This window comes from Enhygromyxa salina (assembly GCF_002994615.1).
In the GTDB taxonomy this organism is placed as follows: Bacteria; Myxococcota_A; Polyangia; order Nannocystales; family Nannocystaceae; genus Plesiocystis; species Plesiocystis salina_A.
Genome location: NZ_PVNK01000219.1, coordinates 22,337 through 44,913, shown reverse-complemented (window position 1 = coordinate 44,913; position 22,577 = coordinate 22,337). Strand labels below are relative to the sequence as shown.

The window sequence follows — 22,577 nt, the reverse complement described above, 5'->3', positions numbered from 1 at the left end:
CCACCCCGTCGGCGACCGAGGCCGCGATCGCCGACGCCGTCGCGTCGGTCGAGTCGAGCCGGGCGCGCACGAGCGGGCCCGCGGGCGATCCCTTCTCGACCCGCCCTCCCCGCCACACCTGGGCCAAGGGCAGCCCCGAGGCCCGGATGCGCGCGCTCTTGTGTGAGGCCCGCGCGGCCGGCTGCACCGACGTCCACGTGACCGGCGGCCAGCCGGCGCGTCTGCGTCGCCTCGCCGAGCTCGCGCCGGTCGGCGACGCGCTCCCGGGCCCCGGCCAGATCGAGAAGATGCTGATGCCGCTGCTCGACGAGGCCGGTGACCACGCCAAGGCCCGGCTCGCCGAGTTCGGCTACACCGACTTTGCGATCGAGGTCCCGGGCGCGGGACGGCTCCGGGTCAACTTCGCCAGGGGCCAGACGGGCCTCAAGGGCTGCTTTCGCCTGGTCGTGCAGGAGCCGCCGAGCCTCAATCAGCTCGGCCTCCCCGTCGAGCTCCAGAAGGTCGCGCAGTACCACCAGGGCCTCGCGGTCGTGTCGGGCCCGAGCGGCCAGGGCAAGACCACGACGATGGCCGCGCTCGTCGATCTCGTCAATCGGTCCAAGCCCGACCACATCATCACGGTCGAGGATCCGATCGAGGTCGTCCACCCGATCCGCAAGGCGGTGATCAGTCAGCGCCAGGTCGGGCTCCACACCAAGAGCTTCTACGCCGCGCTCAAGGGCGCCCTGCGCGAAGACCCGGACGTGATCATCATCGGCGAGCTGCGCGACCGCGAGACCGTGGAGATGGCCATGCAGGCGGCCGAGACCGGTCACCTCGTCATCGCGAGCATGAGCACGCCCTCGGGCGCCAAGACCATCGATCGGCTGATCGACATGTTCCCGCCCGAAGATCAGGCCCAGGTCCGCTCGACGCTGGCCGGCGCCCTCAAGATCGTCGTCTCCCAGCGCCTCGTCCCCAACGTCGCGGGGACCAAGATGATCGCGGCCGCCGAGCTCATCACCGGCAACATCCCGCTGTGGAGCCTGATCCGCGAGAACAAGCTGTTCCAGCTGCCCAGCCTGCTCCAGCGCGGGCGCAACTACGGGATGATCCGGGTCGAGGACTCGCTCAACGACCTGCTCGCGCGCGGGCTGATCGACGAAGACACCGCGCGCCAGTACGCCGACGACCCCCGGGCGATCAACCCCGGCGGGGTCAAGCCCGTGGCCGCGCCCGACTCACCCGGCGCCGCCCCCCCCAACCAAGACATCGGCAAGGCCGCGCTCGGAGCCGTCCGCAGCATGTTCGGCCGCGGCCGCAAGGACGACAACTGACGCGATGCCAGCCCTCGACCGCTACTTCGAAACCATGCTCGACACCGGCGCCTCGGATCTGCACCTGAGCGTCGGCTACCCCCCGATGCTGAGGCTCAAGGGCGACCTCGTGCCCCACGGCGAGCAGGTGATCGACGAGGCCCGGATGCGCAAGCTCCTCGACGAGCTCCTCGACGAGCCCACGCGCGAGCGCTTCCATCGCGACCGCGACCTCGACTTCGCCTACTCGCTGAGCTCGGGCGGCGAGGTCCGGGCTCGCTTTCGCTGCAACTATCTGTACAAGTACACCGGCCCCGGCGCGGTGTTTCGGACGATCCCGTCCAAGATCCTCACGGCCGAGGAGCTCGGGCTGCCCGAGCAGGTCCTCAACCTCGCGCGGAGGCGGGCCGGGCTGGTCCTGGTCACGGGCCCGACCGGCAGCGGCAAGAGCACCACCCTCGCGGCGATGATCTCGTGGATCAACCACAACCGCGCGAGCCACATTCTGACGATCGAAGACCCGGTCGAGTTCGTCCACCAGCCGGTCAAGAGCCTGATCACGCACCGCGAGGTCGGGACCGACGTGCCGAGCTTCGCCGACGCGATCCGCTCGGCCGGACGCGAGAACGCCGACGTGATCCTCGTCGGCGAGCTCCGCGGACCCGAGACCATGCGCCTCGCGCTGCAGCTGGCCAGCTACGGCGTGCTGATCTTTGCGACCGTACACACGAACTCGGCGGCCGCGACGGTCGATCGCTTCATCAACGTGTTCCCGGCCGGTCAGCAGCCGGCGATCCGCGGGATGCTCGGCGAGTCGCTAGCTGGCATCGTCGCCCAGCAGCTGCTCAAGCGCGCCGACGGCAGCGGCCGCGTCGCGGCCCACGAGATCATGATCGGCACCAACGCGGTCTCGACCTGCATCCGCGAGAACCGAACCTCGATGATCGACAGCCTGATCCAAGGCGGCACCCGCGAGGGCATGCAGGGCATGGACGCGACCCTCGACAAGCTCGTGCGCGAAGGTGCCATCAGCGCACAGGACGCCCTCGACAAGGCCCTCGACAAGACCAGCTTCGCCAAGCAAGCGCACGTGCGCAGCCAGCTCGATATGGTCATCGAATGACCTGACTGACCCCCATTGCGGGTCACTCGCACCCATCAAGCGTGGCACAGTGGCGGTGCGGGTCTCGACCTTGCAGCGCATCACTACAGGAATCTGCGCATCCGGCGTGCTCTTGCTCGTCGACTGTACGATGCCAAACCCCGCGTTCGACGAGCGCGAGACGATGGGCGACGCCACGGAGGTGGTCGGCGACGGGGAGGACGAGCCCGGCGATGGCGACTCGAACGACGGCGACGGTGACGGTGATGGTAACGGTGACGGCGACGGCGACGGCGACTCCGGTGATGGCGACGGCGACGGCGACCCCGGTGATGGCGACGGTGATGGCGACCCCGGTGATGGCGACGGCGACGGCCCGCTGTGTGGCGCGCCCGAGCACTACGCCGACTGCGACTTCAACGACCAGGACGACCTGACCGACAGCCCCTTCGCCGCCCTCGGCCTCGGCTGCACCGGTCCGGACAGCGAGACCATCCCGGTCGTCGAGCCGGCCCTGACGGCCAACAACCCGGCGAGCTGGCGGGTGGCCACGCACTTCGGCGAAGCCGAGGGCCCGCACTTTGGCGGCTACCTGTGGGCCGCGCACGACAACGAGTTCGTCTCGCCCGGCGGCGATCTGCCCGACATCCCCCCGAACACCTCCGGGGCCATCTTGATCCTCAGCACCGGCCTGCTCCCCGAGCCGGACGAGTCGGGTGGCGTGGTCCTCCAGCCCGGCTCGCAGACCAACTCGGACAACAACGCGAACGCCAGCGGCGGCGAGTTCCCCGAGCCCATCTCGCCGCAGCTCGGGTCCAATTTCGGCCAAGGTGGCAACCCCTTTTACGACTGCGACGGCGTCAACGACTGCTCCGACTCGCTCTACGAGCAGTGGTTCGTGGACGGCTGGAACCAGCTCCACAACAAGATGTGGCTGAAGTTCAAGGTCACCCCGCCGGCCGAGGTCTACGGCTACATGTTCGACTTCGCGTTCTTCACCTCCGAGTACCCGGACTTCGTCAACACGACCTACAACGACATGTTCGTGGCCTGGTCGAACTCCGAGGCCTACACGGGCAACCTGACCTTCATCGGACAGTCGCCGATGAACACGACCTCGCTGGCCCAGGCCGACGGCTTCAGCCACACGGACGAGGACCCCGCCCTCGCGGGCACCGGCTTCGAGGGCTACGGCAGCACCAACTGGCTCCGCGCCCGCGGACCCGTCGCGCCCGGAGAGGAGGTCGAGATCACCTTGTTCATGTCCGACCTCGGCGACAAGAACAATGGCAGCGTCGTGCTGCTCGACAACTTCCGCTGGGACTGCGGCGGCTGCGAAGTCGACGACTGCGGCTTCACGCCCTGAGTCAGCCGAGCGTCAGGGCGCCCGCAGCAGTCGCCGTCGGCGTCGCCGTCGGCGTCGCCGATCGATCGCTGCCCCGTAGACGCCGAGGCCCACGAGCACCAGCTCGAGTCCCCGCCCCTCGTCGCGGCGCTCGAGCGCACCCTGGCACGCTTCGTCATCCTCGAACTCGCCCCCCGCGTCGCCCGTGCCGCCGGTCTCCTCCCCGACGCGGTCGAGCGCGCCAGCAACATCGCCCTCGACCGCCTGCCCAACGGCGATAGCGAGCGCGACGAGCTCGTCGAGCGCCGGCCGCTCGTCGCTCTCGAGCTCCAAGCCCCAGCCGGCGACGCGGCAGCTGGCCAGCAAGGAGCCTGGCGTCGAGGACAGCGGCATCGGCCCAGGGGACCCGCTCCCCGACCCCGAGGACTGGTCTTTGGGTCGAAAGCCCAGACCAAACGCTCGGGTGATGGGCTCGCGTCGATGTCCGGAGCCTGGCAGATCTCGGCGAGCCCCACGACGATCGCCGAGCTCCACGCCCGGCTCCACGCCTACCTCCGCAGGCGCCTGGCCGCGAGCGCCGACGCCGAGGAGCTGGTCATGACGACCTGGCTCGGCGCGCGCTCGCGCCGAGCGAGGAGCAGTGCTTTGGAAGCCAAAAGCCTGTCGCGCCGAGTGAGGAGCAGTGCTTTGGGAGCCAAAAACCTGCCGCGCAGCTCCACGCGATCTCTCGTACAACCAAGCCATGTGCGGACGCCTGAGTCTGAGCGCGCCCAACCACCGCGCCGCGGCCAAGCTGCTCGCCGACGCGGTCCCGGGCTTCGAGGTCGAGGGGCTCGCGCGCTGGCTCGAGCAGGCCGGCTACCGGCCGCGCTACAACGTCGGCCCGGGCCAGGAGCACTGGCTGATCCGTGGGCGCGAGGACCGGCCGATCCTCGACCGCGGGGTCTGGGGCTTCGCGATGGGGGCCAAGCCGGGCAAGCTGGTCATCAACGCCCGCGCCGAGACCGTCGCGACCAAGCCGATGTTCCGCGCCGCGTTCGCGCGCACGCGCTGCCTGATCCCGGCCGACGGCTTCTTCGAGTGGCAGCGCCGCGAGCACGAGCGCCAGCCGTGGTGGTTTCATCGACCCGAGCGCAGCGCGCTGCTCTTCGCGGCCCTCGTCGACCCGCCGGCCAGCCCCGACGCAGCGGCGCGCTTCTCGATCGTCACGGTCCCGGCCAGCGAAGACCTGCGCTGGATCCACGATCGCATGCCCGCGATCGTCGACCCCGAGGCGGTCCGGACCTGGCTGTTCGCCGACCCCCGTCGCGCGCACGAGCTCCTCGGTGATCGTGAGCACGAGCTCGAGGCCACGCAGGTGTCCACGCGCTACAACTCGCTCGGGTACGACGAGCCCCTGCCCCTCACTCGAGCGCGTTGAGCCGCCGGTGGATCGCGCTGTTCTTGGCGTAGATCTGCAGGTAGGCCGCGAACTGACGATCGAGGAGCTCGCGGTGCTCCGGCGTCGGCTCGAAGCGCTGGGCGATCCCGACGCGGGCGGGGATGTCTTCGACCTCCAGGTGCCCGAGCCCGAGCGAGGCCAGCAGCGCGGCGCCGCGGGCGTTGCAGGCCCGGGGCTCGACGACCTGGTGGATCTCGCGGTCGAGGACGTCGGCCATGATCTGACACCACAGGTTGGACATCGCGCCGCCGCCGATGAAGCGGATCGGCTCGCAGCGGGACCCGACGAAGCGCTCGAGGTATTTCAGCAGCCAGCGAGTGTTGAACGCGACGCCCTCGTAGACCGAGCGGATCAGCTCGGGCCGGCCGGTCCGCAGCGAGAGGTTGTGAAAGCCAGCGCGCAGGGTCGCGTCGGCGACGGGGCTGCGCTCACCGTAGAGCCAGGGCGTGAAGATCAGCCCGCCGCTGCCGGCCGGGGCCGCGGCGCCGACTCGCTCGAGCCGCGGCCAGAAGTCCTCGGGCAGCTCGCCGGTCCCGAGCTCGTCGTCGGCGAACAAGAAGTGATCGCGCAGGTGCTCGAAGCAGGCGCCCGCGGTCTCCTGCGCGGCCGCGACGAAGTAGCGGCCCGGGAGCGGCGAGGGCAGCGAGGCCATGTTGTGGAGCACGTCGGTCTTCTTGAACCGAACGTGGCAGGTCACCCACGACGAGGTCCCGACGTAGATGTGGGCCTGGCCGTCGTCGACGGCGCCCGAGCCGACGGCCGCCGACTGCAGGTCGGGGGTCCCGCCGACAACCTGAACGTGCTCGGCCTGGCCGAGCCCGAGCGCGCTCGCGGCCTCGGGGGTGAGGGTTCCGATGATCTCGCTCGCGCCGCACAGATCGGGCAGCTTCTGGCGCGGGACCCCGATCCAGTCGAGCAGCCCCTCGTGGTAGCGGATATCGTCGAGCCTGCGGTTGTCGGTCACCCAGTGGGTCGCGATCGAGTCGTAGGTCGCCGCGAAGGTCCCGGTCAGCTTGAAGTTGAGCCAGTCCTTGGGCTCGAGGAACATGGCCGCGGCCGCGTAGACCTCGGGCTCGTTGTGGCGCAGCCACAAGAGGTGCGAGACCGGCTCCTTGCCCGCGAGGCCCGGGACCCCGCCGGTCAGGCGCAGCCAGCGGACGAGCTTGCGCAGGCCGTAGCCCTCGATCCGGATCAGCCCGCGGCACAGCTCGGGCACGTAGCGGGCGCCGCGAGAGTCCATCCAGATGATCGCCGGGCGCAGAGGCTGGCCCGCGCCGTCGACGGCCACGGTCCCGCACCAGTGACAGGTCACCGCGACCGCGACGACGCGCTTCGCCGCCTCGGTCTGGTCGAGGACCCCGCGCGCCGCCGCGCAGATCGCCTGCCACCAGTCGGCCGGATCCTGCTCGGCCCCGCCGCCCGGCGACAGCGACAGCGCGACCGGGCGCGTCTGCCAGCCGACGACCTCGGCGTCGAGGGTCACGACCGCGACCTTGGGGCCCGAGGTCCCCAGATCGATCGCCAGCACACACTCGCCCGAGCCGCTCACGAGGCGATTGTCGCCAACTCCGCCAGCCGAGGCCAGTCGACGTCGAGGATCAGGTAGTTGCCGACCACGTCCCCCGCGACGAGCCTGGACCCGACCACGGCGACCTTCGTGAGCGCGAAGGGCCCGTCGAAGCGGGCGAGCTCGCGGCCTCCCTCGGCCAGCTCGCCGGTCTCGACCGCGTAGCTCTGGACCTTCTTCTCGCAGCCGACGCCGCGCCGCGCTCGCGAGGCTCGAGCGCGAACAAGATCAGCTCGAGACCATCGACGGCCACGACCATCGGCTCCTCCCGCTGCGCGAGGTACCCACGCACGCGCGCGATCTCGGCAGGCCCGATCCCCGCGCTCGGCTCGTCGATGCCCGCGAGCAACCCCAACCCGAGGCCCGCGATCGCCCACGCGGGGTCGTGGGTCCACTCGAGCTCCGCGTGCGCGACCTGGCACCCCGCTCGCCCGCAGCGCCGCCGCCAACGCGACGGCGGCCTCATGCTCGAGCGCAGCCTCGCCTCGGTGGACCAGGTAGACCGTGGCCATCGGAGCCAAGCCTACCTGCCCTGCCCTTCCCGGGCCCAGCGATGGTGTAGCTTCTGGCCATGCCTCGCTACCGCTTCGGCGTCCTCGATCAGAGCCCGATCGCCGAAGGCCGCAGCCCCGCGCAGGCCGTGGCCGAGACCGTCGAGCTCGCGATCCGGGCGGAAGCGCTCGGCTACACGCGCTACTGGCTGGCCGAACACCACTCGAGCGTGAGCTTCGCCGGGCCCTGCCCCGAGATCCTGATGGCCCATGTCGCCGCGCGGACTCGCTCGATCCGGGTCGGCTCCGGCGGCGTCATGATGCTGCACTACAGCGCGCTCAAGATCGCCGAGCAATTTCGCATGCTCGAGACCCTGTACCCGGGCCGGATCGATCTCGGCGTCGGCCGAGCACCGGGGGCGGACACCCTCGGGACCGAAGCCCTGTGCCCCAACGCCGGGCCCCCCGACGTCGAGCAGCGCCTGTTCGAGGCCAAGCTCCGCGATCTGAGCGGCTTCTTGCGCGGCGAGCTCCGGCCCGAACACCCCCACGCGCGGCTGTTCGCGATGCCCGGCGGCGACGGCCAGCCCGAGCCGTGGCTGCTCGGCTCCGGGACCGGCAGCGCCGCGCTCGCGGCCAAGCTCGGCTGGAGCTTTTGCTTCGCCCACTTCATCGGCGGCGCCTCGGGCGTGGCGGTCGTCGACGCCTACCGCCAGGCCTTCAAGCCCTCACCGTGGCAACCGCGCCCGCGCGTCGCGGTCGGCGCCTTCGTGCTCGCCGCCGACGACGACGCCGAGGCCCAGCGCCTCGTCAGCAGCACCGAGCTGTGGTTTCTCAACCTCCAGCTCGGCCGGCGGGTCCCCTTCCCCACGCCCGCGCAAGCCCTCGCGCACGAGTGGAGCCCCGCGGCCGCCGCGATGCGTCGGCAGCTGCGAGCGCTGCGGCTTCACGGCGGCCCCGCGACCGTGGCGCGCGGGCTCGAGCGCCTCGCCATGCTCTACGAGACCGATGAGTTTCTGGTCGTGACGATCACGCACGATCACCAGGCGCGCCTGCGCAGCTACGAACTGCTCGCCGAGATCGCCGAGCTCGATCGAACACCATAGACGGGTCGTCTCAGACCCCCGCGAGCGGCCGGTCGCTCGGTCGCTCGGTCGCTGCGCGCCCTCGCTCGGGAGCTGGGATGAGCTTCGCCATCGTCTGCGTGCCCCCCTGAACACGGGCTCGAACGCAGTTTGCTCTGTTCACGGGTCACGCTGTCGCGTGCTCGAGCGGACATGGCGCAAACTCCCTCTCGACAGGGCCCCGCCCCGGGGCGTGGTAGCATCCCAACCAACTACTGACGCTTGGAAACCGCCATGTCCTTGTCTCGTCGCTTGATCCCCGTACTCCTGCTTCCATTGGTCTTCGCTTGCGGCGTCGCCGAAGACGACCGCAACATGCCGATGTTCACGACCGGCGATGGCAGCGAGACCAACGCCGACGGGGGCACGGGCGAAGCGGGCTCCGACATGGGGACCGGTGACGGTGACGGCGACTCCGGTGATGGCGACGGCGAGCCCGGCGATGGCGACGGCGAGCCCGGCGATGGTGACACCGGCGATGGTGACACCGGCGACGGCGACACCGGCGATGGTGACTGCGCGACGGATCCAGCCCAGGTCGGCTCCAGCTGCGGCCAGGCCAGCGCCTACCACGGCACCTACGCGATCGGCGAGGTCGCCGCTGACCTCCCGGTCGGCACGATCACCGCGACCGACAACGGCCAGGGCAACGGCGCCGAAGACTGGTATCAGGTCGACTTCCCGATCGACCCCGACAACCCGCGCCCAATGGCCGGGATGGCTGTCATCGAGTTCGCCACCAACGACAACAATGACTACCGCTTCGAGGTCTATCGTGACTGCGGCGCCGAAGCCTACGGCCAGGGCCTCGCGGCCGAGTTCGGCGCCAGCTCCCCGCCGCTGACCGAGTGGAGCTTCAGCGACCTCGCCCCGAACGAGGAGCAGCTCGAGTACGCCGAGAACACCCTGTGGCCCACGACCGTGTGGGTCCGCGTGTTCCGGTTCCAAAACGACGGGACCTGCAACAACTACCAGCTGGCCGTGTCGCGCAACTGAGCCGCGCTCAGGCCGAAGTGCGAGCCAGGTAGCCGTTGATCCAGGCGGCGCTGGCGTTCCAACCGTCGACGGTGTTGTTGAGCGCGGTCTTCTCGACCAGCGCCCCGACCCCGAAGATCTTGGCCTCGACCTCGAACTCCACGAGCCGTCGGCAGCGCGCCTCGCCCGAAGCCACGACCCGCATCGTCCCCGCGACCCGGACCTTGTCGCCGAAGGCCGCGAGCAGCAGCCGCCAGCGAAACACCCCCTCGCTCCGGACCCAGTCGCCGATCTCCTCGTACCCGACCTTGTCGCCGACGAGCTTGGCGACGGCCCGGGGCATCTCGAGCTTGGGGATCATGACCATCCGCCGATGAAGGGTCTCGCCGTCGTCGGTCCGCTCGGCGATCTTGCACGAGGGGAAGCCGAGCCCGGCCTCGTACATCTCGACGTTGAACGCGTCGTCGAAGTACAGCTGCCACAAGCGCGCGGGCGGGCAGTGGATCTCGTGGTCCAGTTCACGACGCTGCATCGCTGATGCCTACCGCCCTTCCCCCGGCCGCGTCCAGGGCACCCGTCACCCGCGCTCGACCTCGGTCATCAAGCGCCCGCCCGCGACCGGCTCGGCCGACAGCGCCGCCAGCACCCCGCCCATCATCCCGCCGACCACGCCGACGGTCGAGACCTCGCTGCCCGCGAAGAACAGGCCCTTGATCGGCGAGCGCGCGCGCAGCCAGGGGTTGCGAAAGCGCTCGGGCGTCGGCTCCAACCCGTAGATCGACCCCGCGTAGGGCCGGACGAAGTGATCGGTGCTCAGCGGGGTCGAGAGCTCGGCGTGGACGATCATCGGCTCGAGCTCGGGCAGATACTCGAGGTACTGGGCCAGGATCACGTCGTGGAGCTCCTGCTTGAAGGCCTCGTAGTCCTCGTCGCGCCGCTGCCAGCGAGAGCCCCGCCAGCGCTCGAACGAGGACCAGGGCACGAAGGTCACGACCTCCCCGGTGTGGCGCTGCCGCGGTCCGGGGTCGTGCTCGGGATCCTTGAGCGAGGGGAACGAGCAGTACAGGATCGGCGCCCGCGGGACCGGCTGGCCCGGCTTGACGGCCCAGCCGCTGACCTCGGTGTCCCAGGTCTCGTAGAACCACTTGTTGGCCGCGCCCGCGCCGGCCTTGGTGATGTCGCCCTCGAACCCGAGGTAGAGGCACACGTGCGGCGGCGCGGGGTCGAGCCGGGCGACCGCCCGGACCCAGCCCTCGTCGGCGTACTCGGCCGGCAGCAGGCGCTTGACCGTGGACCACACGCCCGCGGCGCTGATGATCCGATCGGCGCGGATGACCTCGCCGGGCCCGCCCTCGCGATCGCGCAGGCGCACGCCACAGACCGCCCCCTCGTCGATCAGGATCTCCTCGACGTCGGCCCGGATCTTGGTCCAGCCGCCGGCCGCGGCCACGGTGTGCAGCAGGCAGCGCGCGATCTGATCGGAGCCGCCGACGGGGTAGTAGGCGCCCCACTGAAAGTGGCGGGTGACCAGGGCCTGCATCGCGAAGGACGAGCGCTGCGGCGTCGAGCCGTAGTAGCCCCACTGCGAGACCAGGACCGCGCGCAGCTGCTCGTTGTCGGTCAGCTCGGCGACGACCTCGGCGGTGTGGCGCTCGAACCACTTCTTGGCCCCGCGCGCGAACACGGCCTCGGCCCGGCGCCCGATCCCCGGCGGCAGGCTGCGACTCAGGTAGTAGCCGCGCATGCTCCCGGCGACCTCGCGCGCGAGCGCGAACCATTTTTCGATCGCCTCGTGCTCTTCGGGGAACGCCGCGAGCAGGTTCGCGCGGAACTTGTCGGGCGTGTCGGGGAAGTCGATGCGGAAGCCCTCGGGCCAGTAAAACTCGTCGTAGACCTCGCCGAGGCTGGCCCAGCGGAGTCGATCGTCGGTCAGGTGGGCGAGCAAGCGCCCGGGCATCGAGCGCTTGGTGACCTCGCCGACCGCGTGGACGCCGACGTCCCAGCGCCAGCCCTTGCGCTTGAAGGTGTGGGTGAAGCCGCCCGGCTCGTAGTGCTGCTCGAGCACCAGCACCCGCTTGCCGAGCTTGGCCAGCAGCGCCGCCGCGCACATGCCACCGATGCCCGACCCGATCACGATGTAGTCGAGGTCGCCGTCGGGGGTGCGCGTGCTCCAGGGCTTGGTGTGGGCCATTCGCTCCGTCTCCCCGCGAGCTCGTCGTGATCCTCGAGGCGGGCAGATCCTAGGCCCGCGCGCCAGGCCTGACAACGGCGACGATTGCTGGCCCCGGGTCGCGGCGCCTCCAACGCTCTCGCGGCGGCCGAATTCGCAGAGATCCAGCCAGGACCGGCTGAGGGGCTACTCTCTCGACATGGAGGAACATCCTAGCAGCCCGGGGTGCAACGCATCGTGTCGCCTCGCGCCGGAATTTTCGCCGAGGGCGCGAAGCCAAAACGCCGCTGTACCGGGCGTACTGCAAGTTTTGGCGACAAAGCCCTCGGCGAAAGGGCCAAGCGAGGCGGCGCGAGGCATTGCACCCCGGGCTGCTAGATGTCATCGCCTCGTTTGTTCTGTTTTGGCCTCGGCTACAGCGCCGAGCGACTCGCCCGCAGGCTCGCCGGGCGCGGGTTCGAGATCGCGGGGACGACCCGCGACCCGGCGACCAAGCGCGCCGCGCTGAACGAGCCGAGCTGGGAGCTGTTCGCGTTCGACGGCGAGGCGCCCCTCGCAGACGCCGAGCGGGCCCTGGCCGGGACGACCCACCTGCTGCACTCGATCATGCCGGGCGAGGGCGGCGACCCGGTCCTGCGCTGGCACGCGGAGCTCATCGACGCGCTCCCGCAGCTGCGCTGGATCGGCTACCTGTCGACGACCGGGGTCTATGGCGACCACGGCGGCGCGTGGGTCGACGAGGACAGCCCCCGACGCCCGAGCAAGCCGCGGACGCAGCGTCGGCGCGTCGCCGAGGACGCGTGGCTCGCCCTCGGCGCCTGCGTGTTTCGCCTCGCCGGGATCTACGGCCCCGGGCGCAGCGCGCTCGAGCGCGTCGAGTCCGGCAAGGCCCGCCGCGTGATCAAGCCCGGCAAGCTGTTCAACCGGATCCACGTCGACGACATCGCGCGGGTGCTCGCGGCCTCGATCCTGCGCTCGAAGGAGCCCGAGCACCGACGCGAGGCCAGGGTCTACAACGTGTCCGACGGCCACCCGGCCACCAGCGCCGAGGTCCTGAGCTACGCGGCCGAGCTGCTCGGCGTCGAGCCGCCCCCCGAGGTCCCCTTCGAGGACGCGCAGATGTCGGCCATGGCCCGCAGCTTCTGGCAGGACGACGTCCGCGTGGCCAACGCGCGCGTCCGCGGCGAGCTCGGCGTCGAGCTCGCCTGTCCGGACTATCGCGCGGGGCTCGAGGCCTGCCTCACAAGCCGGCGGCAGCCCCACCCACGACAAACATGAGCAGGCCGACCACGAAGGCGATCGTCACGTAGTAGATCAAGGTGGTCGCAATGCCGATGCCCCAGGCCCAATTGGCCGACGAGCACGGGTGGTGGCCGAGCGCGCGGTACTTGCCGCGGATCTGGCTGCCGAAGTACCAGCCCAGCGGTCCGGTGATCCAGCCGAAGCCGAACCAGAACCCGCCCGCGGCGACGAGCAGCCACAGCTGGCTGTCGTCTTCGAGCTTGCTCAGCTCGTTGGGCTGGTGGAAGCCAGGCGGCGGCTGGTAGGGGTTGGGCGGCGCCGCGCCCTGACCGTAGCTGACGTGGCCGGTCGGGCCGGGCGGCGGCTGCTGACCGTAGGGCGGCTGCTGACCGTAGGGCGGCTGCTGACCGTAGGGCGGCTGCTGGCCCTGGGGCGGAGGCTGACCGTAGGGCTGCTGACCGTACTGCGGCTGCTGGCCGTACTGCGGCGGCTGGCCGTACTGCGGCGGCTGGCCGTAACCCTGTCCTTGATTCGAGTTGCCGTATGGGTTGTTCATGGTGGCGCGACGGTGGGCGGGACGAACTTGGCGCCCCAACGAAAATTCCCTGACTCAAGCCAGGAGGCGATGGAGAGATTGTACAGGTAAAGTGGTGCTGCGCAGGCAATGTTCGAGCTGACCTTCCTCGGCCACCAGGGCTGGCTGCTGTCGACGGCGACCACCAACCTCCTGATCGACCCGCTGCTCGGCGATCACTTCGGTCACGGCGGCCTGCTCGGCGATCTCTACCCGCCGCGGACCCTCGACCTCGCTCGCTTTCCGCCGATCGACGCCGTGATCCTGAGCCACGAGCACGACGACCACTTCGACCTCCCGTCGCTCAACCGCCTCGATCGGCGCATCCCGATCTACCTGTCGAGCCGCTCGTCGAGCGCGGCGCGCGGCCTGCTCGACGAGATGGGCTTCGCGCGCGTGAACCTGCTGGCACCAGACGACGAGCTCGAGATCGGCGAGCTGCGCTACCGCAGCTTCGTCGCCGAGCACGACGGCGCCAAGCAGGGCGACGAGTGGGACGTGTTCCCCTTCCTCGTCCGCGACCGCGGCGGCCACGGGAGCCTGTGGTCGTCGGTCGACGTGCGCCCTCGTGACGCGGATCTCGCCCAGCTACGCGCGCTCGCGCCGCGGCCCGGCGTGTGGGCCTACGCCAACAACTGCTCACGCGCGAGCTTTCAAACCATGAGCCGCAGCCGCGCGCCCGACGACCTGCCCGCCTCGGACTCCGACGACACGCCGCTGCTCGCGGCAGCCGTCGCCCGCCGCCACGCCCAGCTCGAAGCGAGCTGGGGTCGCCCCGTGGCGACGCTGATCTGCGGCGCCGGCTGGAGCTTCCCCGGTCCGCGGGCGTGGATGAACCATCACCTGTTCCCGGTCGACTCCCAGCGCCTCGCCGCCAGCTTGGCAAACACCTGCGCAGATCGGGCAGTCGCGCCGCACCCCGGTCACACCCTGGTCCTGCGCGACGGCGAGCTGATCGCGGAGCGAAGCCAGCGCCCCTTCATTCAGCCGCGACCGCGCGCGACCTGGCCCGCCCGTGACCATCGCGGCGCGGGGCCGCAGCTCGTCGACTACCGCCCGGCCTGCGGACGCACGCCGATCACGGCCGCCGAGCGCGAGCTGCTGCTCGACGAGCTCGTCGACTTCGCCCGTTACCTGTACGGCACGCCCCTGTTTTGCCAGCTTCACTCGCTGCCGACCTCCCTCGCGGCCGACGCGGGCGGCGAGGTCCGGGCCCAGCTGTGCCTCTCGCTGCGCTGCGACGACGGCCCGCTCGTGTTGCGCTACGAACCCCACGCGTGCCGCTTCGAGGTCTGCGCCGAGGGGCTCAGGCCGACGAGCTTCGCCTCGGGCCTCGAGTGCTGGGCCAGCGATCTGCTCGGCTTCCTGCGCGGGGAGCTCGGCGCGAGCGCGCTGTGCTACGCCGGGCGCCTGCGCGTTTGGAACCATGCCCCGAAGCTGCTGCGGGTCTCCCCGCGCGAGCTGTGGATGTACGGCAGCCCCTTGCGTCGGCCCGAGCGCGCCGCCCGGCTCTACCGACGCCTGCTGGCCGCCGAAGCCGATCCCGTCCCGCGCGTTCCCGCGCGCGAGTCGAGCTGACACCGCCGGGTGGCTGGCCTGCGCCCGGCCCTGGGATCGTCGAGCTCGGGCTCCGCTTTGTTCTCGCCCCGACGGGTGCAGGGGCCCAGTCCTCGGGCCCAGCCCTCGGGCTCAGGGTCGGAGCTGTCGCACGGCTCAGCCCTCACCCGAGTCGCGCGCTGTGGGAGGCGGGTCCGCGCCGTCTTGCGCGACCGGCTCGCGCTGGTGAAAGCGTGGGTCGCCATCCTCGACCGGAAACCCGATGTGGAGGATCCGGGCGCCGGTCTCGGCGACCGGGTTCACGCTGTGGCCAACGATGACCCCCGTGTCCGGCGCCTCGTAGTCGGCGATCAGGTCGCCGAAGGGCGTGGTCAGCCGCGCGACCGCCTCGCCGGACTCGACCCGATCGGTGACGCCCGGGAAGACCTCGAGGAGGCCGCCGTGGTCGGTGTAGATCCAGTGCGAGCGGTCGCAGAGCACGGGCGGCGGCCCGAGCTTGACCGCGCGCGGACGGATCATCTTCTCGCGGGCGAGGACCGAGCGCAGCCCCGTCAGCGTGCGCTTGATGTAGTCGCGGTGGAAGCGGTGGGGGTTGCCGATCTCGACCGTGACCGCCGGGATCCCGAGCTCGGCCGCGGCCCCGCGCAGGGTCCGGTCCGAGGGCGGGTTGTGGACGATGATCTGCGGACGCTGGAGGTAGGCCATCCGCGCCGCCCTCTCGTTGGTCATGTCGGCGCGGACGTAGAGCGAGTTGACCCGGCCGAAGCTGGCCGTGTGGAGATCGACGAGGAAGTCGAACTTGCAGACCAGGCGCTCGAGCAGGCGGTTGACGTAGACCGAGGCCGCGTTGCCCTCGGCGTGGCCCGGGAACATATGGTTGAGGTCCCAGGGCCCGAAGTAGCGGGTGTGGTTGAGGTAGCCCGGGACGTTGACCACGATGACGCCGACGACCGTGCCGCGCAGCGCCTTCGGATCGAGGCGGCCAAGCAGGCGGCGGATGACCGGGATCCCGTTGAGCTCGTTGCCGTGCAGCGCCGCCGTCAGCCCAAACACCGGCCCGGGCTTGGCCCCCCGCGCGACCAGGACCGGGAGCTGGATCGGCCGCGAGAGGCCGTCATGGGCGATCTCGACCAGGAGCCGGGTGATCCGACCGACGGGCAGGTCCTCGGGCTCGAAGTACTCCACGACCTTGGCCGGGGCGGACATCGGCGTGGACATCGACATGGACGTGGGCATTACTTCGAGCCGGGGTCGGCGGCCAACGAGGCGTGCATGGTCGCGAGCAGCGCCTTGGCATCAGCAGCCTCGAGCCCGCCCGGCCGCCAGCTGATCCCGAGGCCGCGGTGCTCGATCTTGGGGATCACATGGAAGTGAACGTGGAACACGGCCTGGTGGGCGCCGCGTCCGTTGTTCTGGAGCACGTTGTACTGGTCGACCCCGCTCGCGGCCATGACGGCGCGAGCGATGCGAGGCAGCGCGCGCCCGATCGCGGCCGCGTACTCGTCGTCGAGCTCATGGAGGAAGGCCTTGCGCTGCTTGGGGATCACGAGGGTGTGCCCTGGGGCCAGCGGCGAGATGTCGAGGAAGGCGAGCACGTGCTCGTCCTCGTAGACGCGGTGGCAGGGGAGCTCGCCGTCGAGAATCTTGTCGAACACCGTGGCTGTGTCGCTCATGTCGGCCCGAGTGTAACGGCCCTCGAGCTCGCGTACACCGCGCAAAACTGGCGAAATTGGGGCGCTAGACCATGTTTGACAAAGTGTCCCGGGCGACCTCGGTTTGACCGCCCCAGGCGCGGCAGCTATCGTCTCGCGCCATGATCCGCCTCCGCGGTGTCCGCAAGAGCTATACGACCAACAAGGTGGTCAACGAGGTCCTCAAGGGCATCGATCTCGACATCGAAGCGGGTGAATTCGTGGGCATTGTCGGGCGCTCGGGCTCGGGCAAGACCACCTTGCTCAACATCATCGGCGCGCTCGACAGCCACTACGATGGCTCCGTCGAGGTCGACGGCAAGCAGCTGCGCGAGCTCGATGACGTCGAGATCAGCGCGTATCGAAATCAGAACATCGGCTTCATCTTCCAGAGCTTCTACCTGCTCGAGCACATGACCTGCGTCGAGAACGTCGCGCTGCCTGCGGTGTTCGCCCGCGGTGAGAGCGCGGTACCCCACGAAGCGGCGCTGGCCCGCGCGCGCGAGGTCATGGAGCAGGTCGAGCTGTCCGAGAAGTGCGACGCGCTGCCCAACACGCTGTCGGGCGGGCAAAAGCAGCGCATCGCCATCGCCCGCGCGCTGTTCAATCGGCCCAAGGTGATGATCTGCGACGAGCCGACCGGCAACCTCGACGTCGCGACCGCGCAGTCGATCGTCGCGCTGTTTCACCGCCTCAACCAAGAGCAGGACATCACCCTGGTCATCGTCACCCACGATCGTCTGATCGCGGGCGCGTGCAAGCGGGTCGTGCACATCACCGACGGCCGGATCGTCGACGGCAGCGGCGCGCTGTTCGACGCAGCGGAACCCGAACCCGAACCCCAGCCCGAACCCGAACCCGAACCCGAGCCCGAACCCCGGGCCAGGGCCGAGCGCCCCCTCGACGACCAGCCCGAGCCCCGGCTCACGAGCGAAGCGGGGCTGAGCGCATGAGGGCCACACGACTCCTCCGCGTCGCGCTCGACGACATCAAGCGCAACCGCAGGCACTTCCTGCTCGCGTCGATCGGCGTCGTCGTCGGGATCGCCGCGTTCACCTTTTTTCTGGCCCTCGGCGGCGGCGTCCGCAAGGTCGTGCTCGGCAAGATCTTCCCCCTCGACAAGCTCGAGGTCGTGCCCAAGAGCTTCGACGTCGACGTCTCGCTCCTGCGCGTGCCGCTGGGCAACGAGATCATCGACGACACCAAGGTCGAGCAGCTCGAGTCGATCCCCAGCGTCGTCGCGGTCTACCCCAAGATGAAGCTGACCATCCCCTCGATGGTCTGGGGCGGCCAGAAGCTGTTCGGCAACAACCTCCGGGCCGAGCTCGTCGCCGACGGCGTCGATCCCGAGCTCGTCCGCGAGGACATCAGCCGCCACTGGGCGTTCGAGGACTTCGAGGCCGAGGCCGAGACCTGGGAGGGCTGGAAGACCCTGGCCACGGCCACGCCCTGCGAGAACAACGAGCAGTGCGTCGAGCAGCACGGCGAGCAGACCTACTGCTGGGGCGTCGAGCAGCTCGCGAGCTGGGAGAAGGCCGCGGCCCGGGCCAAGAAGCGCAACACCGAGCCGCCGGCCAAGCCCCTCGAACAGCCGCGGTGCCGCAACTACATCCCGATCATCATCTCGCACCACATCGTCGAGCTCTACAACGGCTCGGTCCGGCGGGCCCACGGCTTCCCCAAGATCAACCCCGACTCGGCGATCGGCTTCACCTTCGATCTGACCTTTGGCGCGTCGATGGTCGACGCCTCGGCCAAGGACTACACCTACGAGGCCCGGGGCATGCTCGTCGGCTTCTCCGACAAGGCGATCGACCTCGGCATGACCTTTCCTGTCGGCTACGTCCGCCGCCTCAACGTCGAATTCGGCGACGCCAAGGCCGCGACGATGTTCCACTCGGCGGTCGTCGAGATCGAGTCCAAGGACGACGTCGCCGCGGTCGCGGCCGCGGTCGCGGACCTCGAGCTCGAGGTCACCGACACCGGGGCCGAGCAGGCCGCGCTGCTGATCACCATCTTCATGATGGTGTTCGGCTTCGTCAGCGTGGTCATCGTCGGGATCGCCGCAGTCAACATCATGCATGTGTTCTTCATGCTGATCTACGAGCGCCAGCAAGAGCTCGGGATCATGCGCGCGGTCGGGGCCAGCCGCGGTGACATCCGCCGGATCATCATCGGCGAGGCCGCGATCGTCGGCGCGCTCGCGGGCGCCGTCGGGGTCGCGATGGCGATCGGCGCCGGGCGCCTGTTCGACTGGGTCTCGGCCAGCTACATCCCCGACTTTCCCTACAAGCCGCGGACCTACTTCGACTTCGACCCGCTGCTGCTGCTCGCGGCGTTTGGGTTTGCGATCGGCTTTTGCGTGCTCGGGGCCTTCTTCCCGGCCAACCGGGCCGCGCGGACGGATCCCGCCCGGGTCCTGACCGGCCAGTAGACGCCAGGCCCGACCTTCGTCGGCGACCCGGTCGGCCCCGTCGAACCGCTCGACCCCGTCGAACAGCTCGGCCCCGTCGAGCCGCTCGGCCCCGTCGAGCAGCTCAGCCCCGTCGAGCAGCTCGGCCCCGTCGAGCAGCTCGGCCCCGTCGAACCGCTCGACCCCCGTCGAGCAGCTCGGCCCCCGTCGAACACCTCGGCCCCGTCGAGCAGCTCGGCAGGGACTCGACCCGCGTGAGCCCGCCGCTCAGGCTAGAGCGAGCTCGGGGAACAGCCCCTTCAGCTCGAGCTCGCGCTCGCGCGCGCGCCGGGTCATCGCGCGCAGCCCGACGACGCAGCTGGCCGGGATGTCCCGCGCGAGCACGACCCCGTTGGGCGCCTGGTACAGGACGACGCCCGCCGCGCGCAGCCGCGCCGGGCTGACCTCGAGCATCACGTGGACCGCAGCACGCTTGCCGACCTTGCTGACCAGCGTCGGGGCCAGGTGCACGTGCGTCCGGGCGACGGGCAAGATGCCCTGCTCGGCGATGCTCGGGACGGCGTCGACCTTGGTCCCGTGCCAGACCGGCCCCTCGCCTCCGTAGGTCGCCCACGATCGCTCGAGCCCCTCGCGGGTCACCGCGCGGTTGTCGAGCGAGTGGCCCTGGCACGCGCGCACGCGTCCGCCGTCGAGCTGGAGGCGCTGCTTGTTGTTCTCGCGCACGACCAGCTCGAGCTCGGCGAGGCTCATCTGCAGGGCTGAAAGGACCTGGTCGACCGCGACCCAGCCGGCCTCGTCCATGTCGAGGCCCTGATCGGTGGCGTGGTGGCGGAGCAGCCACGACAGCCGCTTGCTCTTCTTGACGAGCCGGCGCTCCATGCTTGATGTCATGTTAGCTTGCATGACGCCAAGATGGGCCCGCGAGGGTGACCGGGCAATTCGGCTGTCTGGATATGCTATCCACAACTTGGATAGTTCATGTCCAAGGTTCCAGACTTTGAACAGCTGGCCGCGTTCGCGGTGTTCGCCGATCACCTCAACCTGACGCGAGCCGCGAGGGAGCTCGGCCTGTCCCAGCCCGCGCTCCACACCCGGCTGCGCCGCCTCAGCGAGGTCCTGGGCGCGCCGCTGTACCGCCGCGAGGGCCGGGCCCTGGTCCTGACCGAGGCCGGGCAGCGAGCGGCCCGCTTCGCCCGGGAGATCGGCGCGCGGCTGCGGGACTTCACCGAGGAGCTCGACGACGCGCGCGCCCGGGCGCCGATCTGCCTCAGCGCGGGCGAAGGCGCGCTCTTGTACCTGCTCGGGCCAGCCCTGCGCCGCTTTGCGAGGCGCGACGCCCTCCAGGTCCTGGTCCGCGACGCCGAGGGCACGATCGAGGCGGTGTCCGGCGGCGTCGCCCACCTCGGGGTGCTGTCGAGCGACACGGTCCCGACCACGCTCGAGCACGAGTCGATCGCCGAGGTCGGCTTCGCGCTCGCGGTCCTCGAGCGCGATGAGTTGGCCGGGCGCGCGCGGGTCTCGTGGAACGATCTGCGCGGTCGACCGCTGATCGCCCCGGCCCCGGGTCGCCCGCACAGGCTCGCGCTCGAGGTCGGGCTCCGCCGCGAGCTCGGGGCCGAGGTCGAGATCGCCGTCGAGGTCGGAGGCTGGCCGCTGACCTTGCAGCTCGTCGCGCTCGGGGTCGGTGTCGCGGTCGTCAACGACTTCTGCCGCCCACCTCGGGGCGTGAAGCTGGTGCCCTTCGCGGGCCTCCCAAGCCGGAGCTACGTGGCCGTCCGCGATCCTCGGCGCGTGCTCGACGCGCGCGCGCTCGACCTGTGGACCAAGCTCGTGGGCTGAGCAGCTTTGCGGCGACGGCTTCAAGCAGCAGGGCGTCGAGGAGTGCGACGACGGCAACAACATGAGCAACGACGGCTGCGACGCAATGTGCGTGGCGGAGTGCGGCGGCGAGGTCATCGTCGACGACTGGAACGGCTGGACCTACTGGAAGGTCCCGGTCATGGGCGCCATGACCGACACCAACATCGAGACCGCGTGCTCGGACTGCGGCCTCGACATCCCCTGCGCGGGCCCCGACAACTGCAGCTACAACGACGAGGTCTGCGTCCAGACCAACAACGAAGACAGCTGCGGCAACCCGATGCAGGACATGGCCAGCCTGCTGTGCAACGACGACGCGCCCTCGCAGTGCCAGGATCTGTGGGGCATCTACCAGTACATGGGCCACAATTGGATCAACGACTCGGGCTGCGGGGCCGAGCAAAATTCGTGGTGCTCGGTCGGCAACAACCAGGTCGACAGGTTCACCTTGTGCGTGACCCAGTGAGCGCTCACCGAAGCGGCGCGGCCCGATCGGCGGCCGGGTGCTCGGGGCTCAGCTGTCGACCGCGAACTCGATGCCGACCGCCTGCAAGCGATCGATGAACGCCGGGCCGAGGCCCGCGGCCGGGGTCGCGACCCCGCCCCGCAGCGGCAGCTCGTCGCGGGCCTCGGCCAGCATGATCGCCGCTTCGGACATCATCTTCGACGTCTCGGTGTAGCCTGGATCTCCGCCGCTGACGTGGGCCCGGACCTCTCGCCCGCCGCCGCGGCCGATGAAGTCGAAGCGAAACCAGCCCTTGTCTCGCGTCTCTTGGTCGGGCCCGCTGCCCGAGGGGCGCAGCTTGGTGATCAGCTTGCGCCCGATCGCTAGCTTGGCCGCGCCGTAGAACACGCCGAAGAAAGCCAGCGCGCCGAGGGCCTCTGCCCGGCGGCGAAACCCAAAGTACTGGTGATAGCGCAGCTCGCTCCCGTAGCGCTGCGGCTGAAGCTCGGCGCTGCGACGGACGACGAGGGGATCGAGGACCGGGGACGGCAGCGCCCACATGTCGAGGGCGTCGACTCGCGTGAGCAGGCCTTGGCCCGAACCTCGATCGGAGCCGCCGCGGCCCGAGCCGCGCATGGCCTCGAGCGCCGAGGCGGTCGTTCCCCCCGAGGCCGAGCCCCTGCCGCGCATGTACGCGTCGATCGTCATCGGCTGACCCGCGGGCAGCTGCATGGCCGTAAACAGCGCGCCCATGTCGGCGGGGATGCAGTCGAAGCCGCAGCCGGGGATGATCAACACCTCGCGCGCGACGGCGCGCTCGTGGTAGCGGTCGACCATCGCCCGCCACCACGTCGGCTCGCCCGTCAGGTCCACGTAGTCCGTCCCAGCTTCAATGCAGGCCTCGATCAGCGGCTCGCCGTGGAGCGCGTAGGGCCCGACCGTCGTCATCACGACTCGAGCCTGGCTGGCCATCGCCCGCAGTGAGGCAGGATCGTCGGTGTCGGCTTCGATCAGCCCGACGTCACCTGCGCCATCGAGCTTCGCCCGAACTCCCTCCAGCTTCGCGCGGTTGCGCCCTGCGATCGCCCAGTGGAGCGCGCGATCGCTCGAATCTGCGCGCGCGAGGCGAGCGCTCGAGTACTGCGCGATCAGCCCACCAGTAAAGCCTGTCGCGCCATAGAGGACGATGTCGTAGGGGCGGTCGGAGACCATCGGCAGCAGCCTATCAAATACCAGCTCGATTCACGCCTGGGCCCCGCCCCGCTGACGTGCGAAAATAACGTAG

21 protein-coding genes are annotated in these 22,577 nt (G+C 70.2%); 12 read left to right on the top strand and 9 right to left on the bottom strand.

Features of this window, described 5'->3' with window-relative positions:
- The 3 genes from ENSA5_RS25560 to ENSA5_RS25550 all read left to right on the top strand — a co-directional run.
- Nucleotides 1-1,316 (top strand): type IV pilus twitching motility protein PilT (locus ENSA5_RS25560; protein WP_106394313.1); only part of this gene is annotated, 1,316 nt, incomplete at its 5' end.
- Between the two features lie 4 nt (nt 1,317-1,320).
- Nucleotides 1,321-2,418 carry a type IV pilus twitching motility protein PilT gene (locus ENSA5_RS25555; RefSeq protein ID WP_106394312.1) on the top strand — a complete coding sequence of 366 codons (1,098 nt, stop codon included), beginning with the start codon at nt 1,321-1,323 and terminating at the stop codon, nt 2,416-2,418.
- A gap of 130 nt (nt 2,419-2,548) precedes the next feature.
- The gene (locus ENSA5_RS25550) at nt 2,549-3,763 is read left to right on the top strand and encodes a choice-of-anchor L domain-containing protein (protein ID WP_181198140.1); all 1,215 of its coding nucleotides are present in this window, start codon (nt 2,549-2,551) and stop codon (nt 3,761-3,763) included.
- Nucleotides 3,764-3,775: 12 nt separating this feature from the next.
- Here ENSA5_RS25550 and ENSA5_RS25545 read toward each other — a convergent pair whose 3' ends face one another.
- Nucleotides 3,776-4,135, bottom strand: coding sequence for a hypothetical protein (locus ENSA5_RS25545; RefSeq protein ID WP_106394310.1), 360 nt, complete (start codon nt 4,133-4,135; stop codon nt 3,776-3,778).
- 349 nt (nt 4,136-4,484) lie between these two features.
- On the opposite strand from ENSA5_RS25545, the gene ENSA5_RS25540 reads away from it, so the two are divergent.
- A complete protein-coding gene (locus ENSA5_RS25540) occupies nt 4,485-5,162 on the top strand; it encodes an SOS response-associated peptidase (RefSeq protein WP_106394309.1) in 678 nt (225 codons plus the stop codon).
- Here ENSA5_RS25540 and ENSA5_RS25535 read toward each other — a convergent pair.
- On the bottom strand, nt 5,146-6,732 hold the full coding sequence (locus ENSA5_RS25535) for a xylulokinase (RefSeq protein WP_258183018.1): 1,587 nt from the start codon (nt 6,730-6,732) through the stop codon (nt 5,146-5,148). The genes ENSA5_RS25540 and ENSA5_RS25535 overlap by 17 nt on opposite strands.
- A 589-nt stretch (nt 6,733-7,321) precedes the next feature.
- Here ENSA5_RS25535 and ENSA5_RS25525 point away from each other — a divergent pair.
- Both ENSA5_RS25525 and ENSA5_RS25520 read left to right on the top strand, forming a co-directional pair.
- Nucleotides 7,322-8,347 (top strand): LLM class flavin-dependent oxidoreductase, encoded by a 1,026-nt coding sequence (locus ENSA5_RS25525; protein WP_106394307.1) that lies wholly within the window; start codon nt 7,322-7,324, stop codon nt 8,345-8,347.
- A gap of 252 nt (nt 8,348-8,599) precedes the next feature.
- The gene (locus ENSA5_RS25520; RefSeq protein ID WP_146156107.1) at nt 8,600-9,361 is read left to right on the top strand and encodes a hypothetical protein; all 762 of its coding nucleotides are present in this window, start codon (nt 8,600-8,602) and stop codon (nt 9,359-9,361) included.
- Nucleotides 9,362-9,368: 7 nt separating this feature from the next.
- Here ENSA5_RS25520 and ENSA5_RS25515 read toward each other — a convergent pair whose 3' ends face one another.
- Both ENSA5_RS25515 and ENSA5_RS25510 read right to left on the bottom strand, forming a co-directional pair.
- Nucleotides 9,369-9,872, bottom strand: coding sequence for a DUF2505 family protein (locus ENSA5_RS25515; protein ID WP_106394305.1), 504 nt, complete (start codon nt 9,870-9,872; stop codon nt 9,369-9,371).
- Nucleotides 9,873-9,917: 45 nt separating this feature from the next.
- Nucleotides 9,918-11,531 carry a phytoene desaturase family protein gene (locus tag ENSA5_RS25510; RefSeq protein WP_106394304.1) on the bottom strand — a complete coding sequence of 538 codons (1,614 nt, stop codon included), beginning with the start codon at nt 11,529-11,531 and terminating at the stop codon, nt 9,918-9,920.
- 357 nt (nt 11,532-11,888) lie between these two features.
- Here ENSA5_RS25510 and ENSA5_RS25505 point away from each other — a divergent pair, with 357 nt between their 5' ends.
- On the top strand, nt 11,889-12,788 hold the full coding sequence (locus tag ENSA5_RS25505; protein ID WP_106394303.1) for an SDR family oxidoreductase: 900 nt from the start codon (nt 11,889-11,891) through the stop codon (nt 12,786-12,788).
- Here ENSA5_RS25505 and ENSA5_RS38240 read toward each other — a convergent pair.
- Entirely contained in the window at nt 12,751-13,308 is a 558-nt protein-coding gene (locus tag ENSA5_RS38240; RefSeq protein ID WP_181198141.1) for a hypothetical protein, read from the bottom strand. The genes ENSA5_RS25505 and ENSA5_RS38240 overlap by 38 nt on opposite strands.
- 108 nt (nt 13,309-13,416) lie before the next feature.
- Between ENSA5_RS38240 and ENSA5_RS25495 the strand changes: the two genes are divergently transcribed.
- On the top strand, nt 13,417-14,904 hold the full coding sequence (locus tag ENSA5_RS25495) for an MBL fold metallo-hydrolase (RefSeq protein WP_106394302.1): 1,488 nt from the start codon (nt 13,417-13,419) through the stop codon (nt 14,902-14,904).
- A 135-nt stretch (nt 14,905-15,039) separates the two neighbouring features.
- Here the strand turns inward: ENSA5_RS25495 and ENSA5_RS25490 are convergent, their stop codons facing one another.
- The gene (locus ENSA5_RS25490; RefSeq protein WP_258183017.1) at nt 15,040-16,107 is read right to left on the bottom strand and encodes a succinylglutamate desuccinylase/aspartoacylase family protein; all 1,068 of its coding nucleotides are present in this window, start codon (nt 16,105-16,107) and stop codon (nt 15,040-15,042) included.
- A gap of 11 nt (nt 16,108-16,118) precedes the next feature.
- Complete coding sequence (locus ENSA5_RS25485) at nt 16,119-16,556, bottom strand: HIT family protein (protein WP_106394301.1); 438 nt, start codon at nt 16,554-16,556, stop codon at nt 16,119-16,121.
- A 140-nt stretch (nt 16,557-16,696) separates the two neighbouring features.
- On the opposite strand from ENSA5_RS25485, the gene ENSA5_RS25480 reads away from it, so the two are divergent.
- Entirely contained in the window at nt 16,697-17,527 is an 831-nt protein-coding gene (locus ENSA5_RS25480) for an ABC transporter ATP-binding protein (RefSeq protein WP_106394300.1), read from the top strand.
- Nucleotides 17,524-19,008 (top strand): ABC transporter permease, encoded by a 1,485-nt coding sequence (locus ENSA5_RS25475; RefSeq protein WP_106394299.1) that lies wholly within the window; start codon nt 17,524-17,526, stop codon nt 19,006-19,008. The genes ENSA5_RS25480 and ENSA5_RS25475 overlap by 4 nt, the downstream gene beginning before the upstream one ends.
- Nucleotides 19,009-19,254: 246 nt before the next feature.
- Here the strand turns inward: ENSA5_RS25475 and ENSA5_RS25470 are convergent, their stop codons facing one another.
- The gene (locus ENSA5_RS25470) at nt 19,255-19,866 is read right to left on the bottom strand and encodes an RNA 2'-phosphotransferase (RefSeq protein WP_106394298.1); all 612 of its coding nucleotides are present in this window, start codon (nt 19,864-19,866) and stop codon (nt 19,255-19,257) included.
- A gap of 99 nt (nt 19,867-19,965) precedes the next feature.
- Here ENSA5_RS25470 and ENSA5_RS25465 point away from each other — a divergent pair, with 99 nt between their 5' ends.
- Together ENSA5_RS25465 and ENSA5_RS25460 are read left to right on the top strand one after the other, a co-directional pair.
- On the top strand, nt 19,966-20,826 hold the full coding sequence (locus ENSA5_RS25465; protein WP_106394297.1) for a LysR family transcriptional regulator: 861 nt from the start codon (nt 19,966-19,968) through the stop codon (nt 20,824-20,826).
- Complete coding sequence (locus tag ENSA5_RS25460) at nt 20,768-21,313, top strand: DUF4215 domain-containing protein (protein WP_106394296.1); 546 nt, start codon at nt 20,768-20,770, stop codon at nt 21,311-21,313. The genes ENSA5_RS25465 and ENSA5_RS25460 overlap by 59 nt, the downstream gene beginning before the upstream one ends.
- A 48-nt stretch (nt 21,314-21,361) precedes the next feature.
- Here the strand turns inward: ENSA5_RS25460 and ENSA5_RS25455 are convergent, their stop codons facing one another.
- On the bottom strand, nt 21,362-22,504 hold the full coding sequence (locus ENSA5_RS25455; RefSeq protein ID WP_106394295.1) for a saccharopine dehydrogenase family protein: 1,143 nt from the start codon (nt 22,502-22,504) through the stop codon (nt 21,362-21,364).
- Nucleotides 22,505-22,577: the final 73 nt, after the last annotated feature.

Bases quoted from the DNA above. Each gene is read 5' to 3' on its own strand.
- ENSA5_RS25525 (WP_106394307.1), top strand. From the start codon at position 7,322: ATGCCTCGCTACCGCTTCGGCGTCCTCGATCAGAGCCCGATCGCCGAA.
- ENSA5_RS25550 (WP_181198140.1), top strand. From the start codon at position 2,549: ATGCCAAACCCCGCGTTCGACGAGCGCGAGACGATGGGCGACGCCACG.
- ENSA5_RS25545 (WP_106394310.1), bottom strand. From the start codon at position 4,135: ATGCCGCTGTCCTCGACGCCAGGCTCCTTGCTGGCCAGCTGCCGCGTC.
- ENSA5_RS25540 (WP_106394309.1), top strand. From the start codon at position 4,485: ATGTGCGGACGCCTGAGTCTGAGCGCGCCCAACCACCGCGCCGCGGCC.
- ENSA5_RS25475 (WP_106394299.1), top strand. From the start codon at position 17,524: ATGAGGGCCACACGACTCCTCCGCGTCGCGCTCGACGACATCAAGCGC.
- ENSA5_RS25485 (WP_106394301.1), bottom strand. From the start codon at position 16,556: ATGAGCGACACAGCCACGGTGTTCGACAAGATTCTCGACGGCGAGCTC.
- ENSA5_RS38240 (WP_181198141.1), bottom strand. From the start codon at position 13,308: ATGAACAACCCATACGGCAACTCGAATCAAGGACAGGGTTACGGCCAG.
- ENSA5_RS25490 (WP_258183017.1), bottom strand. From the start codon at position 16,107: ATGTCGATGTCCACGCCGATGTCCGCCCCGGCCAAGGTCGTGGAGTAC.
- ENSA5_RS25505 (WP_106394303.1), top strand. From the start codon at position 11,889: ATGTCATCGCCTCGTTTGTTCTGTTTTGGCCTCGGCTACAGCGCCGAG.
- ENSA5_RS25520 (WP_146156107.1), top strand. From the start codon at position 8,600: ATGTCCTTGTCTCGTCGCTTGATCCCCGTACTCCTGCTTCCATTGGTC.
- ENSA5_RS25465 (WP_106394297.1), top strand. From the start codon at position 19,966: ATGTCCAAGGTTCCAGACTTTGAACAGCTGGCCGCGTTCGCGGTGTTC.
- ENSA5_RS25495 (WP_106394302.1), top strand. From the start codon at position 13,417: ATGTTCGAGCTGACCTTCCTCGGCCACCAGGGCTGGCTGCTGTCGACG.
- ENSA5_RS25470 (WP_106394298.1), bottom strand. From the start codon at position 19,866: ATGGAGCGCCGGCTCGTCAAGAAGAGCAAGCGGCTGTCGTGGCTGCTC.
- ENSA5_RS25555 (WP_106394312.1), top strand. From the start codon at position 1,321: ATGCCAGCCCTCGACCGCTACTTCGAAACCATGCTCGACACCGGCGCC.
- ENSA5_RS25480 (WP_106394300.1), top strand. From the start codon at position 16,697: ATGATCCGCCTCCGCGGTGTCCGCAAGAGCTATACGACCAACAAGGTG.
- ENSA5_RS25515 (WP_106394305.1), bottom strand. From the start codon at position 9,872: ATGCAGCGTCGTGAACTGGACCACGAGATCCACTGCCCGCCCGCGCGC.
- ENSA5_RS25455 (WP_106394295.1), bottom strand. From the start codon at position 22,504: ATGGTCTCCGACCGCCCCTACGACATCGTCCTCTATGGCGCGACAGGC.
- ENSA5_RS25510 (WP_106394304.1), bottom strand. From the start codon at position 11,531: ATGGCCCACACCAAGCCCTGGAGCACGCGCACCCCCGACGGCGACCTC.